Source organism: Sphingomonas sp. P4_G3 (assembly GCF_056401105.1).
This window is the reverse complement of the sequence record NZ_JBFUJZ010000005.1, coordinates 72,286-87,105: the sequence shown is the minus strand read 5'-3', so window position 1 is coordinate 87,105 and position 14,820 is coordinate 72,286. Positions and strand designations below refer to the sequence as shown.

The 14,820-nt window shown below is 66.6% G+C and carries 12 protein-coding genes; 8 read left to right on the top strand and 4 right to left on the bottom strand.

Annotated elements, in window-relative coordinates; genetic code table 11:
* Both AC1DQQ_RS14605 and AC1DQQ_RS14600 read right to left on the bottom strand, forming a co-directional pair.
* Positions 1–798, bottom strand: coding sequence for an enoyl-CoA hydratase/isomerase family protein (locus tag AC1DQQ_RS14605; protein ID WP_478045591.1), 798 nt, complete (start codon positions 796–798; stop codon positions 1–3).
* Positions 799–838: 40 nt separating this feature from the next.
* Positions 839–1,537, bottom strand: coding sequence for a carboxymuconolactone decarboxylase family protein (locus AC1DQQ_RS14600; RefSeq protein ID WP_478045590.1), 699 nt, complete (start codon positions 1,535–1,537; stop codon positions 839–841).
* A 154-nt stretch (positions 1,538–1,691) separates the two neighbouring features.
* Here AC1DQQ_RS14600 and AC1DQQ_RS14595 point away from each other — a divergent pair, with 154 nt between their 5' ends.
* From AC1DQQ_RS14595 to AC1DQQ_RS14560, 8 genes are all read left to right on the top strand, one after another.
* Positions 1,692–2,933, top strand: coding sequence for an acyl-CoA dehydrogenase family protein (locus AC1DQQ_RS14595; protein ID WP_478045589.1), 1,242 nt, complete (start codon positions 1,692–1,694; stop codon positions 2,931–2,933).
* Positions 2,930–4,006, top strand: coding sequence for a phosphotransferase family protein (locus AC1DQQ_RS14590; protein WP_478045588.1), 1,077 nt, complete (start codon positions 2,930–2,932; stop codon positions 4,004–4,006). The genes AC1DQQ_RS14595 and AC1DQQ_RS14590 overlap by 4 nt, the downstream gene beginning before the upstream one ends.
* Before the next feature lie 61 nt (positions 4,007–4,067).
* Positions 4,068–6,521, top strand: coding sequence for a TonB-dependent receptor (locus AC1DQQ_RS14585; RefSeq protein ID WP_478042338.1), 2,454 nt, complete (start codon positions 4,068–4,070; stop codon positions 6,519–6,521).
* Positions 6,522–6,537: 16 nt separating this feature from the next.
* Positions 6,538–7,875 carry an FAD-dependent oxidoreductase gene (locus AC1DQQ_RS14580; protein WP_478029623.1) on the top strand — a complete coding sequence of 446 codons (1,338 nt, stop codon included), beginning with the start codon at positions 6,538–6,540 and terminating at the stop codon, positions 7,873–7,875.
* The gene (locus tag AC1DQQ_RS14575; protein ID WP_478045587.1) at positions 7,872–9,170 is read left to right on the top strand and encodes a spinster family MFS transporter; all 1,299 of its coding nucleotides are present in this window, start codon (positions 7,872–7,874) and stop codon (positions 9,168–9,170) included. The genes AC1DQQ_RS14580 and AC1DQQ_RS14575 overlap by 4 nt, the downstream gene beginning before the upstream one ends.
* Positions 9,171–9,177: 7 nt before the next feature.
* Positions 9,178–10,086 (top strand): SDR family NAD(P)-dependent oxidoreductase, encoded by a 909-nt coding sequence (locus tag AC1DQQ_RS14570; RefSeq protein ID WP_478045586.1) that lies wholly within the window; start codon positions 9,178–9,180, stop codon positions 10,084–10,086.
* Positions 10,083–10,838, top strand: a complete 756-nt coding sequence (locus tag AC1DQQ_RS14565; protein ID WP_478045585.1) for an SDR family NAD(P)-dependent oxidoreductase — start codon at positions 10,083–10,085, stop codon at positions 10,836–10,838. Before AC1DQQ_RS14570 ends, AC1DQQ_RS14565 begins: the two co-directional genes overlap by 4 nt.
* Positions 10,835–12,790, top strand: coding sequence for an oxidoreductase (locus AC1DQQ_RS14560; protein WP_478045584.1), 1,956 nt, complete (start codon positions 10,835–10,837; stop codon positions 12,788–12,790). The genes AC1DQQ_RS14565 and AC1DQQ_RS14560 overlap by 4 nt, the downstream gene beginning before the upstream one ends.
* Positions 12,791–12,793: 3 nt before the next feature.
* On the opposite strand, the gene AC1DQQ_RS14555 is transcribed toward AC1DQQ_RS14560, so the two are convergent.
* Together AC1DQQ_RS14555 and AC1DQQ_RS14550 are read right to left on the bottom strand one after the other, a co-directional pair.
* Positions 12,794–13,810, bottom strand: a complete 1,017-nt coding sequence (locus AC1DQQ_RS14555) for an NADP-dependent oxidoreductase (protein WP_478045583.1) — start codon at positions 13,808–13,810, stop codon at positions 12,794–12,796.
* Positions 13,807–14,820, bottom strand: coding sequence for an acyl-CoA dehydrogenase family protein (locus AC1DQQ_RS14550; protein WP_478042345.1), 1,014 nt, complete (start codon positions 14,818–14,820; stop codon positions 13,807–13,809). The genes AC1DQQ_RS14555 and AC1DQQ_RS14550 overlap by 4 nt, the downstream gene beginning before the upstream one ends.

The window sequence follows — 14,820 nt, the reverse complement described above, 5'->3', positions numbered from 1 at the left end:
TTAGTTGCCCGTCCAGACTGGCTTGCGCTTTTCGAGGAAGGCCGCGACGCCTTCCTTGGCATCGGCCGAATGGTGAACGACGTTGCAGGTCATCGTCTCGAGCGTGATCAGCGTATTGGTGTCCGCATCCATGCCGCGATTGAGCGCCATCTTTGTCATCCACATGCAGAACGGGCTCTTGTCGATCAGCGGCGCGCAGAAATCGGCGATCAACTGGTCGAACTCGGCCATCGGCGCGGAGGCGTTGCACAGGCCCCATTCGACCGTTTCGTCGCCGGTCAAGAGCTTGCCGGTCAACATCAGCTCCTTCGACTTGCGCATGCCGATATAGCGCGGGAGACGATAGATCGGCCCTGCACCGCCGAACAGCGCGCGGCGGATGTGGAAGTCGCCGATCTTCGCTTCGGACGCCGCCAGCGCGAAATCGCACGAGATCATCAGTTCGAACCCGCCCGCGACGGCATAGCCCTCGACCGCTGCAATGGTCGGCTTACCCATGTTGTAGATCTTGTCATAGGTGCGTGCCGAGTCGATCGCGAGCTGTAGCGAGGTGGTCGATTCGTGCAGCACCGGGCCGACCAGCTGGTCGAGGTCCGCGCCCGAGCAGAAGGTGTTGCCGCGCCCGCGGAACACGACGGCAAGCGCCTTCTTGTCCGCCGCCGCGCGATCCACCGCGACTTCCAGTTCGCGCAGCAATTGCGGGCTGACGCAATTGCGTTTGTGCGGGCGGTTGAGCCAGATCGTGCAGATGCCGTTGCCGGCCAGTTCGTACTGGATGACGTCCTTTTCGAGTTCCATGAGTATCTCCTTCGATATTCGAGTGAATGGGCCCTGGGGTCTATTGGTCGGGAGCGAGCATCGCACCGACGCCCATCCAGGCCGCGATGCCGGCAGCGGGGACGGCGCAGAGCACCGCCTCGGCGATTTCCTGGTCGGTCGCGCCTGCCATGCGCGCGCCGCGGACATGCGTCGCGGCCATCGGACTGTAGCCGGCGGCGAGGATCGCCAGCAGCAGCAGTTCGCCATGTTTGGGCGACAGCGGATTGGCGTCGATGCTGCCGCGACGCATCAGGTAATAAGCGTCGGCCGCAGCCGGACACAGCCGCATCAACTGGGCGAGCGGCGCCGGAATCGTGCCGAAATAAGCGCGGAAGTTGGCTTCCGCCTCACCCGGTTCGGCACGCGGCAGGTCCTGCGGCGGCGGTGCGCTGGGGTCATCGAAGACGCTTGCGATCACGTCGGCGAATTCGAGTGCCGCGCCTTCGCCGCGCAAGCTGCTGAGGACGATGAGCCCCGCGGTCGCGTCGCGGACGATCAGCCCGAGCGATGCCCCCCGCGCCAGCTCGCGCCGCGCCAGATCGGGATAGCGGCGGTCGATCGCGGCGACTGAGGCGAACAGCGCCTTGAGCCGTGCCGGCACCGCGCCATCGGTATCGATGACGGCACGGAAACCCGCATAGCCCGCAAGCGTGTACGGCGCATGGCCGCGCAGCAGCGCGACGTCGCCCAATGGCCCAAATGATCTTGGCGTCGTCATCGACCTCTCCCGCCTTAAACTTGTCGACCGACTGGTCGGGCGTCAACCATCACCCCACTGTCCAATTTGACAGCCGACCGGTCGGTCGGGAAATAGTATGGCCGACCGACCGGACGAACGATCCGAGAGAATCGACAGGAGGGATATCCGCGCCATGGCGTTCGAACAGTCGCAGCGATCCAGCGAATGGATGGGCCGCGTCCGCGGATTCATGGACGAGCATATCGTCCCCGCGATCCCCGTCTATCACGCCGAACTGGCGGCGATCGACCGCTGGCGCGACATCCCGCCGGTGTTCGAGTCGCTCAAGGCCAAAGCGAAAGCCGAAGGGTTGTGGAACTTCTTCATGCCCCCATCGGAGCATGACGACGCCTATTTCACCAGCCCGGGACTCACCAATCTCGACTACGCCCCGATCGCCGAATTGATGGGGCGCGTCTCGTTCGCGAGCGAGGTGTTCAACTGCATGGCGCCCGACACGGGCAATTTCGAGGTGCTCCATCGCTACGGCACGCCGGCGCAGAAAGAGCGCTTCATGGTGCCGCTGCGCGACGGCGTCACGCGCTCGGCGTTCCTGATGACCGAACCCGCCGTGGCTTCGTCCGACGCGCGCAACATTCAGACCGAGATACGGCGCGACGGCGGGCATTATGTCATCAACGGCCGCAAATGGTGGTCGTCGGGCGCTGGCCATCCGCGGTGCGACTTCTTCGTGCTGATGGGCAAGACCGATCCCGACGCGCCCGCCTATAACCAGCAATCGATGATCCTGGTGCCGCGCGACACACCCGGGGTCACCCTGGTCCGGCACCTGCCCGTCTTCGGCTACGATCACGCCCCCCACGGCCATTTCGAGGTGCTGCTGGAGGAGGTGCGCGTCCCCGCCGAGAATCTGCTGCTGGGTGAAGGACGCGGGTTCGAGATCGCGCAGGGCCGGCTCGGCCCGGGCCGCATCCACCACACGATGCGCAACATCGCGACAATGGAGGTCGCGCTTGAGAAGATGTGCCGCCGCCTGGTCGACCGCCATGCCTTCGGCAAATCGATCGCCGAGCATTCGGTGTGGGAAGAACGGATCGCCCGCGCGCGCTGCGAGATCGAGATGGCGCGCCTCCTCTGTCTCAAGGCGGCGCACATGATGGACACGGTCGGCAACAAGGCGGCGCGCGCCGAAATCGCGATGATCAAGATCGCCGCGCCCCGGATGGCGCAGCGGATCGTCGACGATGCCATTCAGGCACATGGCGGCGGTGGCGTCTCGGACGATTTCGGGCTTGCGGAGCTGTGGGCCAACACCCGCATCGTCCGCCTGACCGACGGTCCCGACGAGGTCCACGAACGTCAGCTCGCGCGAATGGAACTCGACAAATATCGCGCCGCAAGGAAGGCGGCATGAACGCGCCCGCCGCACAGATCGGCGCGACCGTCGCCGTGGCGCCGGGCAGCCAGTTCGACGAAGATCGGCTCACGCGTTACTTGCGCGGCGCCATCCCCGGCCTGACCGGCGACATTGCGGTCCATCAGTTCCAGGGAGGCCAGTCGAACCCGACTTTCCTGCTCGAAACCGCCGCCGGCAAGCTGGTCCTGCGCCGCAAGCCTGCGGGCGTGCTGCTCGCCTCCGCCCATGCTGTCGACCGCGAATACCGCGTCACCCGCGCGTTGTTCGACGCCGGGCTGCCGGTACCCGAGCCGCTGGTACTATGCGAGGACACCGACGTCATCGGCACGATGTTCTATGTCATGCGCCACGTGCCCGGCCGTGCCTTCTGGGATCCGCGCATGCCCGGTTTGTCGCGCGACGAGCGCGCGGCGATCTACGATTCGGCGAACGCCACACTCGCGGCGCTCCACCGCATCGATTATGCCGCGATCGGGCTCGGTGATTACGGCAAGCCCGGCAATTATTTCGCGCGCCAAATCTCGCGCTGGTCGCGCCAGTACGACCTGTCGCGCACTCGCGACATCCCCGAAATGGACAGACTGATCGCCTGGCTGCCCGGCGCGATTCCCGCTTTGCCCGAGCGCACGACGATCATCCATGGCGACTATTCGTTCCACAATTTGCTGATCCATCCGACCGAGCCGCGCGTGGTGGCGATGATCGACTGGGAATTGTCGACGCTCGGCGATCCGATCGGCGACCTCAGCTATCACATGATGGAATGGACCCGGCCGGAGGGTGTCGATGTGCGCGGCACGCTCGCCGGTGCCGACCTCGATGCGCTCGGCATCCCGAGTCCCGCGGACTATGCCCGTCGCTATCGCGAGCGCACCGGGTTCGACAGTGACCCGACGCACCCATTCTACACTGCCTACAATCTCTTCCGCGTCGCGGCGATCCTCCAGGGGATCGCGGGACGTGCGCGAGAAGGCGTCCAGACTGCGGCGAATGCGAGCGAAATCATCGAGCGCATCGACCCGCTGGCCAAGGCCGCTTGGCGGGCAGCCCTGAAGGCGGGCGCAACCTGAAAACCAAACAAAACGACTTCGGCGAGACCGGGGCGATCACGTAAAGGGAGAGGGAAACGATATGGACAAGCTATTCTGGAGTTCGGCGCTCGGCGCCCTTGCTACCGCCCTGGCGTCGCCCGCCATGGCGCAGGAACAGCCGGCGCTCGCCGCTGCCAACGCGAACGCGAACGCGCCGCAAGCGGCCCCCGGTGAAGCCAAGGCCGCCCGGGACGATCAGACCAACGACGCCGATATCGTCGTGACCGCGCGCCGGCGTTCGGAGCGTCTGATCGACGTGCCCGTGGCTGCCACGGTGATCACCCCGGCACAGATCCGGCAATACGACCTAACGTCGGTCGCCAACATCAAGATTCTGGCACCACAAGTCTCGCTCGACCGCGGCTTCACTGGGTCGGGCACGTCGATCACGATGCGCGGGGTCAGTTCGGCGAGCCTCGACGCCGGGGTCGAGCAATCGGTCCTGCTCGATTTCGACGGCATGGCGATCAGCCGCGGACGCATTCTCAACGACGCCTTGTTCGACATCGAGACGGTCGACGTCCTCAAGGGGCCGCAGGCGTTGTTCTTCGGCAAGAACTCTCCGGGCGGCGTGGTGTCGGTCAAGTCGGCCGATCCGACGTCGACGTTTTCCGGGTTCGTCCGCAGCGGTTATGAATTCAACGCCGATACCGCCTCGATCGAGGCGGCGGTGTCGGGGCCAATCACCGACAAGCTGGGCGCCCGCCTCGCGCTCTTCGCCAGCCAGAGCCAGGGCTATATCCGCAACATGAACAACGGCGTGCCCGATCTGCTGCGCAGCGCCGCGACCGGGAGCATCTTCGTCCCCGCCGCGCAGGGCCGGCTCGGCGCCGAGAAGAAGCTCGCCGGCAGGTTCACCCTTAAATATGAGGACGGCAATTTCGATGCGACCTTCAAGATGCTCGTCAGCCGTTATGAAGGCCAGAGCCTGCAAAGCTTCGACGAGGTCATGGGCTGCCCTGCCGGTCGGGCGCGGCCAGGCACCGGCGCGGCGCTGCTCGATCCGACCGGCGACTGCAAGCTCAATGACCGCTCTTCGCAGGGCTGGCTGTCGCCGACGATCATCAACCTGTGGCCACAGGTGAAGTCGCACGACAATGGCCGCCCCTATTCCAGCGACGATACCTATCTGCCGACGCTGACGCTCAATTACACCGCGGGCAAGATCAAGCTGACCTCGGTCACCGGCTATTACGATTATGCCTATGTCAGCCAGGGCAATGCCGACGGCACCGCTTATTCCCAATTCTGGTCGTACAGCAACGAGAAGAACAAGAGCTTCTACGAAGAACTCCGTGCCGTCTCCTCGTTCGACGGCATGTTCAACATCGCGTTCGGCGGACATTACGAACAGAACAAGCGGACCCTGTACGTCGGTGGCGCGAACGGTCCGTTATTGCCCGACGCGACGACCGGCAAATTTCACGCTTATGACAACGAACAGCATAATGAGAGCACGGCATTTTCCGGGTTCGGACAGCTGATCGTCAAATTCTCCGATTCGCTCGAGCTTGCCGGCGGCGGGCGCTATACGTGGCAGAAGAACAAGCTCAACAGCTTCAGCACCTTCGTGAACTCCAACGCCGTCGGGATTCTGCCGGTGGGCACGGTCATCAACGGCGAAAAGAGCGCGAGCAATTTCTCGCCCGAGGCGACGTTGAGCTGGCATCCGCATCGCAACGTGCTGATCTACGGCGCGTATAAGACCGGGTATCTGGCGGGCGGATACTCGAATCCCGGCATTCTCGCATCGACCGCCACGAAGAATACGTTGAGCTTCGACGCGGAGAAGGTGCGCGGGTTCGAGATCGGGACCAAGGCGTCGCTGTTCAACAACAAGCTGACCACCACGCTCACCGGGTTCAGCTACAAATATACCGGCCTGCCACTGACCTCGCTGCTGGTATTGCCAAACGGAACCCCGGTGTTCGTCACGCAGAATGCCGCCAGTACGTTGACCAAGGGTGTCGAGTTCGAAGCCACCTATCGCCCGATCAAAGGCACCACCTTGCGCACGACGGCGTCCTATAACGATGCCCATTTCCAGTCCTTCCCGATCGCGCAATGCTATGCCGGGCAGACCGCAGCGCTCGGATGCATTCCTGCTGCCGGATCGGTACCGGCCCATCAGGACCTGTCAGGGAAACCGGTCTATCGCGCGCCCGACTGGGTGCTGACCGCCGGGATCGCACAGGACGTCAGTCTGTCGTCCAACTTCAAGATGACGCTCAACGCCGACCTTCGCTACACGGCGGGCTATTATACCGGGCTCAATCTCAACCCGGTGTCGTATCAGCCCAGCTTCACGATCATCAACGCGGGTGCCCGGATCGCCACGGTCGACGACCGCTGGGCCTTGTCGCTGATCGGCCGCAACCTGACCAATAGGCGCTACGGCACGCTGGGTGTCGACAAGCCGGGCGGCGTGGGTGAGGTCTTCACCGTCGCCGGTGAGCCGCGCGCCGTCCTCGTCCAGGTCGAGATGAAGTTCTAGGAAGCGCGACTAGCCGATGACCGACGAAGAGACGATCACATGCGACCTGTTGGTCATCGGCGGCGGCATGGCGGGCATGTCCGCTGCCGGCTGGGCCGCAGAGCGCGGCGCGCGCGTGATCGTCGTCGAGAAGGCAGCGGCGCTGGGCGGGTCGGCGGTGCTGTCGGGCGGGGTGTTCTGGACGGCATCCTCGCGCGAGAAGATCGACCTTTATGGCGGGGGCGATCCGGCGCTCGCCCGCGTCGTGTTCGACACTTATCCCGCGGCGGTCGCCTGGCTGCGGCGCCGCGGGATAGACATGTCGCCGCGGATCGACGTGCTTCACGGACAGGGCTACCAGATCGACATTCACGCCCATATCCGCGGCTGCGCCGATCTGGTCGAGCAGCATGGCGGGTTCGTCATCCTCGAGACCGAGACGACGGCGCTGCTGCGCGACGAGGACGGTCGAGTGACCGGAGCGCGGACTCGGCACGCCGATGGCGAGGTGACCGTCAAATCGGCGGCAACGCTTCTCGCAACCGGTGGCTATCAGGCGTCGCCCGAACTGCGCGCGCGCTACATTCATCCCCAGGCCGAGAAGATGCTACTGCGGTCCAATCCGATCAGCGACGGTGCCGGGCTGCGACTCGGCGAGGAAGCGGGCGGCGAGGTCGCGGGGACCAATGCCGGGTTCTACGGCCATCTGGTCAGCGAGCCGCGCGTCTGGGACGACGAGCGGCTCTATGTCGCGCTGTCGCAATATCACAGCGAACATGCGCTGCTGATCAACGAGCGCGGCGAGCGCTTCTGCGACGAGAGCTATGGCGACCACGCCAATACCGCTCACACGGTGCGGCAGCCTGGCGCGCGCGCATTGTGCTTCTGGGATTCGCGCGCGCATGCGGCCTATGCCACCGTCCCGGTCGTCTCGGTCGGCGTCCCGCTCGACAAGATGCAGGTCGCGATCGAGAATGGCGGCAAGGGCATCGTTGCGGAGACGCTCGATGAGGTCGCGGATTTCGCCGCCGCGCAGGGGTTCGACGGCGCCGCGACACGCGCGACGATCGCCGCGTTCAACCATCAGGCCCGCCACGGCTGGGAAGTGATGGACCCGCCTCGGACCGACGATTTCGCCGTACTCGACAAACCGCCTTTCTATGCGCTGATCGTCCACCCGGCGATCACCTTCACCTTCGGCGGGCTGACGATCGATCCCGAGGCGCGCGTGCTACGCAGAGACGGCACGCCCGTCCCCGGGCTGTTCGCGGCGGGCAGCGATGCCGGCGGCGCGTTCGGACGCGGCTATGCGGGTGGGCTCGCGCTTGCCGCCACCTTCGGTATCACCGCCGCGCGCTCCGCGGGCTGGGCATGACGACGATGACCGTACTCGATCCGCAAGCGACCGGACGCGCCGGCACCCGGCGCCTCGCGCTGCTCGCCTTGTTCCTGGTCTCCGCGTTCAACTATATCGACCGCACGATCGTCTCGCTGCTGCAGATTCCGATCAAGGCGGACCTGGGGCTGAGCGATGGGCAGCTCGGCGCATTGACGGGGCTCGCCTTCGCGTTGTTCTACGCGACTTTGTCGCTGCCGATCGCGCGGCTCGCCGATCGGCTCGACCGGCGCTGGATCATCGTCGTCTCGCTCGCGATCTGGAGCGCGATGACCGCGCTGTGCGGCCTCGCCACCAGCTTCGCCATGCTGGTCGTGCTGCGCATCGGTGTCGCGGTCGGCGAGGCGGGCAGCGTTCCGGCCAGCGTATCGCTGATCGCCGACTATTATCCGCCACACCGCCGCGCGACCGCGATGTCGACCTGGGGCCTGGCGCTGCCGGCAGGGCTGATGGTCGGCTATGCCGGCGCCGGCTGGCTGGGCGCGGTACTGGGCTGGCGGCTGGCCTTTGCGGTGATCGGCGGCGCGGGGCTGGTGCTCGCGCCGATCGTCCTCGCGATTCTGGCCGAACCGAAACGCGGCAGCGCCGACATCGTTACTGCCGTTCCTCCAGCCCCCGCCCTGCCGATCGGCGCGTCGCTCGGCGTGCTGTGGCGCGCCAGGGGCTTTCGCTACGTCGTCATCGCGGGGATGCTGCACGGATTCTCGCAATATTCGATGATGACGTGGAACGCGCCGTTCTTTTCGCGCACGCACGGCCTGTCGCTCGGCACTGTCGCGGCGCTGATGGCGTTGCTGAGCGGGGGTGCGGGCGCCGTCGGGATGTTCGCCAGCGGCTGGATCACCGACCGGCTCACCAAGCGCGATCCGCGCTGGCGCGTGTGGATCATGGCGTTGGTGGTCGGCATCACGGTGGTCGTCGCGCTGCTGCAATATCTGACGCGGTCGACCCCGATCGCGATCGGCGCGGCGACGATCGCGGCGGCGTCGATGATCGCTTATTACGGCCCGATTCTCGCCGCGACCCAATCCGCCACGCCGCCCAACATGAGGGCGTTCGGCAATGCTGTACTGCTGCTTTGTTTCAATCTGTTCGGCCTCGGCCTGGGGCCGTGGCTGACCGGCTTGCTGAGCGATGTGCTGGCGCCGCTGGCCGGGCAGGACGCACTGCGCTTCGCGCTCGCGATCATGCTGGCTCCCTCGGCGGTCGCGGCGCTGGTTTTCCTCTACGCGGCACGGTTCTTCAGCCAGTCGCAGAATGTCGTGACGGAGTAAGACGGACATGCACGATTTCGAGGGCAGGACCGCGGTCATCACCGGCGCGGGCAGCGGAATCGGCGCCGCTTTGGCTCGCCGCGCGGCGAACGAGGGAATGAACGTCGTCCTGGCGGACATCCAGGAAACACAAGCGCGAGAGATTGCCACGGCAATCGGGGGCGATCGGGCGTTGGCGGTGCGCTGTGACGTATCCGACGAGGCAAGCGTCGCGGCGCTCGCCGACGCCGCTTATGCGCGGTTCGGCACGGTCGACCTGCTCTGCAACAATGCCGGAATCGTGCCCGGCGGACGGCATCGCAAGGTTTGGGAATATGGCCTGGGCGACTGGCAATGGTCGCTCGGGGTCAATCTCTATGGCGTGGTCCATGGAATGCGCGCATTCGTGCCGAGGATGATCGCGGCCGGTCGGCCTGGCCATATCCTCAACACCGCATCGGTCGCCGGCGTCGTCAGCGGTTCGGGATCGGCGTGCTATGGTGCCGCCAAGCATGCCGTCGTGCGCGCGACCGAGGCGCTCTATGCTGGCCTGAAGGAAATCGGCGCGGCGATCGGGGTGACGATGCTTTGTCCAGGGCTGGTCAAGACTGGAATCTACGACGCCGAACGCAACCGCCCCGCCGCCTTCGTCGAGAGTGACGACCCGATCAGCGAATCCGCCGAGCTCGAGGCGATGCGCGAGGAACTCTACCGCAACGCCACCACTGCCGAGGAAGCCGCCGATATCGCGTTCGACGCGATCATCGCGGATCGTTTCTATGCCTTCACCACCACCGCCTTCGATCCCGCGATCAGGCAGCGGGCCGACGATATCCTGGCACGCGCCAATCCCAGCTTCGACGATATCGTCGCGATGAGCCGCCGCGACGCGGGTCTCGATCGCGAACCATCGGCCAGCGAACCGCACGCGGCATGAGCCGTTTCATCGATCACCTCGTGCTGGTGACCGGCGCCGCTTCGGGCATCGGCCTCGCGGCCGCGCGGCGTTTCCTGGAGGAAGGTGGGCAAGTCTATCTTGCCGATCGCGATGCCGACCGGCTCGCCGAGGCGGTTGCCGGGCTGCCTTCCGCTGACCGGCTTCACGCCATAACCTTCGACGCGACCGACGAAGCGGCCTGGACGGCGCTGGCGAACCGCACCGCGCACGAAGCCGGCCGGCTGGACGTGCTGGTCAACAATGTCGGCAATGCTGTCGTTCGCCCGATCGCCGAAACCAGCCTGGCGCAGTGGCGCGACACCATGGCGATCAATCTCGACAGCGTCTTTCTCGGCACGCGTGCGATGCTGCCGCTGCTGGCCGCGTCCGGGCATGGCGCGATCGTCAACCTGTCTTCGGTTCGCGGCATCATCGGCGGCGTCGATATCGCCGGCTATTGCGCGGCGAAGGGTGGCGTGCGGATGTTCACCAAGGCAACCGCGCTCGAATGCACGGCGCTGAGCAATGGGGTCCGCGCCAATTCGGTCCATCCGGGGCTGATCGAGACTCCGCTCGCGGCAGCGGTGTTCGCCGACCCCGAAAAAGCCGCGCAACGCCTCGCCAATATTCCGCTCGGCCGGATGGGACGGGCAGACGAGATCGCCGACGCGATCCTGTTCCTGGCGAGTTCGGAGTCCAGCTACATGACTGGTGCCGAGTTGGTGATCGACGGCGGCACGATCGTGCAATGACGTCGACCGGCGGCCCGCCATTTCCGCGCCTGTTCTCCCCAGTCGAGATCGGTCCGGTCACGCTCCGCAACCGTATCGTCATGCTGCCGCACGGCACTTCGATGGTCGTGGACGGCGCCCCTACCGACGACGACATCGCCTATTACGAAGACCGCGCGCGATCGGGCGTGGGGCTGATGATCACGGGGGCGGCGGTGGTCTCGCCCGACACCGCGCGGCGCGGACGCAAGCTGATCGAGACCTATAACGACCAGGTCCTGCCCGCGCTCGCACGGCGCGCGGCGGCGGTTCGCGCGCAGGGCGCGGCGATCGTCGGCCAGATCATCCATCTGGGCCGCGAATCGATCGGCATGGAAAGCGATCATCCGTTGCTTGCGCCAAGCCCGATCCGCTCGCCGCGCGATCCCTTCCCGCCGCACGAGATGGACGACGCCGACATCCGCCGGATTATTGCCGACTTCGCCCGATCCGCGGCCAATCTGAAGGCGACCGGGCATGACGGCGTCGAGATCCACGGCGCGCACGGCTATCTCGTCGGCCAGTTCCTGTCGCCCGCCACCAATCACCGCGACGATGGCTGGGGCGGCGACCCGGTGCGCCGGATGCGCTTCCTGTTCGAACTGATCGACGCGATCCGCACCGCCTGCGGCGACGACTTCTTGCTCGGGCTGCGGCTCAGCGCCGACGAGGAACTCGCCGACGGCCTCGAACTGCCCGACACCAGGCGCATCGTCGAGGCGATCGCGCGCGATCATCCCGTCGATTACCTCAGCGTCACCCAAGGCACGCGCGGCGCCTATGTGAAGGACGTGACCCAGCCCGAGGCTACCGCGGCGCGCGCCGCCGGCGTGCTGCGAGATGCGTCCGGACTGGTGACGATCGTCGGCCAGCGCTTCACGTCGCCGGCACTCGCCGAAAAGGCTCTGGCCGACGGGCAAGCCGACGCCGTCGGCTTCGCACGCGCTTTCGTCGCGGACGGCGATTGGGTGGCCAAAGCGGCGCGCGGCGAAGCCAACCGCATCCGCCCGTGCGTCGGGCTGAACCAGGATTGCCGCGCCTTCGCGCCGCATCTGCACTGCGCGGTCAACCCGCTGGCGGGGCGCGAGCGCGACCCTGCCTTTGCGTCGTTCAAGCCCGCTGCGGAGCCGCGCCGCATCGCAATTGTCGGCGGCGGACCGGCGGGCATGGAAGCAGCAAGGATCGTGGCGCTGCGCGGGCATCGGGCCACATTATACGAAGCGAGCGACGGCCTGGGCGGACAATTCCTCTATGCCGCCGCGATCCCCGAACGTTCCGGCCTACTGCGGTTGATCGATCACTTGCAGAGTGAGCTCCGCCGCCTGCCGGTCGATATCCATCTCGGCCGTCGGATCGACTATCCCGGCGATCTTGTCGGACACGCGGATGCGATCGTGCTCGCCACTGGTGCCGTGCCTCGGCCGCTCGACCCCGAGCGCGATGGTGCGGGCGTGTGCGGCTGGCTCGACATCTTCCGCGATGGCGCGCCCGCACCGTACGGTTCGGGGCAGGTGCTGGTCCAGGACGACGGCAGCGGTTTCTGGTGGACCTATGGCGTCGCCAATGCGCTGGTCGACGCGGGGTGGCAGGTCACCCTGTCGACCCCGTCGGCGACGATCGCGGGGGCAATCCCGGCGGAGAGCGTAGCGCCGTTGCTGGTGCGGCTCGGCACGGGCGACACACGCTACGAAGTCTTGTCCGAATTGCTCCAGGCGGGGGAGGGGGTCGCCAATCTGATGTCCCTGACTAGCGGCGCCGAACGCACGATCGCGGCGGATCTGGTGGTGGTACAGACCGGGCGCTCGGTCGCCGGCCCGAGGCCGGCCATCTTTTCCGATCGCGGGCTGGAGGTCCACTCGATCGGCGATTGCGTTGCCCCGCGGCGCCTGTCGCAGGCTTTGTTCGAAGCGCATCGGCTGGCGGTGCGGCTCTGAGGCTCAGTCCGCCGCGACGATCAGCGTCCCGGCATTGCGCCCCGCGAATAGGTCGACGAACGCAGCCGGGATCGCGTCGAAGCCGTACCGTTCGTCAACACGCACCGTGAGCGCGCCGCTGTCGATCCATGCGCTCAAGGCCATCCGCGCTTCGTCGGCGCGGTCAACGAAATCGCCGACGACGAAGCCTTCCATCCTGAGCCGCCGATAGACCAGTTTCATCATGTCGCTTGGTCCCCGCGCCGGCCCGTCGCCGTCATAAGCGGCGATCTGGCCGCACAGCACGACCCGCCCGTGCGCCGCCATCCAGTCGATCGCGGCATCGAGGATCGCGCCGCCGACATTGTCGAAGAACAGATCGATCCCGGCCGGGCATAGTTCCGTGAGGCGCGCGCCCACGTCTTCGCCGCGATAATCGATCGCCTCGACGCCGCAGGTCTCACGCAGCCAAGCGCATTTGTCCGCGCCACCTGCGATCCCGATCACGCGCGCACCCAGGATCCGCGCGATCTGGCAGGCGACCGACCCAACCGAGCCGGCCGCTCCCGACACCAGCACTACGTCGTTCGCGGCGACCCGTCCCACCTCGGTCATCCCGAAATAGGCGGTCAGGCTGTTGAGCGAGAGCGGCCCCAGTGCCTGGGCAAAATCCATCTCGGCGGACAGCCGAAACGCCGGCACTGCGGCGGTATCGGGCGCGATCACGCTCCAATCCTCCCAGCGCGCCATCGCGATCAGGCGATCCCCGATCTGCCAGCCGGGGTGGTGCGAGGCGACTATTTCGCATCCCGCCATGCCCGATATCACCCCGCCGATCGGGATCGACCCGCGATCGCTGCGCCCCGGCGGGTTGAGCCAGTTGCGGATCGTCGGCGCGATAGCGAACATGTGGTTGCGCACCAATATCTCGCCATCGTTCAGCGGCGGCGCGACGAACGGCACCTCGACCAGTGCGAAATCGTCGATCGCAACCGGCCCGTCCGGACGCCGCGCCAGCGTCCAGCGGCGGTTGATGGTCATGCCGCCAGTCTGGCGCGAGCATCCGCCGCGCCGCCAAACAGCCGCGCGAGCACCATTATCCGCCGCAAGCCTCGCCCGACCGGCAATTCATCGGTGACGCCGATCCCGCCGTGAAGCTGCACCGCTTCCTCGGCGAGGAACTGCGCCGCGTGGGCGACATAGGCCTTGGCCGATCGCGCGGCGCGCCCGAAGTCCGCATCCTCCCGCCCAGTCGCGGCCGCCTTGATCGTCAGCGAGCGCGCCTGTTCGAGCGCGACGAACATCCGAGCGAGCTTGTGCTGTACCGCCTGGAAGGTGCCGATCGCCGCGCCGAACTGACGCCGCGTCGCGGCATAATCGGCGGTCTGCGCGTAGAGCAGCGCCATCACCCCGATCATCTCCGCGGCATGCGCGAGGTCGACCATGGCCAGCGCCGTCTCTGCAGCGCCGGCAGGCAGCGCGATCCGCGCGGCCTCGCAATCGGTCAGCGTGACGCAGGCCGCCGGTGTCCCGTCGGCGAGCCGCCGCGGCGTCAGCGTGGCGGCATCCGTATCGAGCGCTGCGACATAAGCGGCGTCATCCCCCAGCACGACGAGCGCCGAGGCCTGCGGCGCCCAGCGCACGAATTCGACCCTGCCCGAGACGCTGCCAGCCTCCTCGCGCAGCGATCCAACCGCCAGCGCCAGGATCGCCTCGCCCGCTATGGCCGGCGCGACCAACCGCCGGACGAGCAAGTCGTCGCCATATCGCGCCACGATGTCGGCCGCGCCGAGCACGGCCTCGCCTAAAGGCGTGATCGCCAGCCCCCGACCCAGCGCCTCCGCGACGATCATCACGTCGTCCGATCCGCCACCCATGCCGCCGGCACGCTCGGGCAGCAGGAAGCCGAACAGCCCGAATTCGGCCATCGCACGCCAGTCGGCCGCCGGCATCGGCGCGGCCCCGATCGCTGCCGCCTCACCGCGATCAGCAAGAAACCGCGCGACCATATCGCGCAGCATCGTCTGTTCCTCACTCGGCTCCAGCCGCAT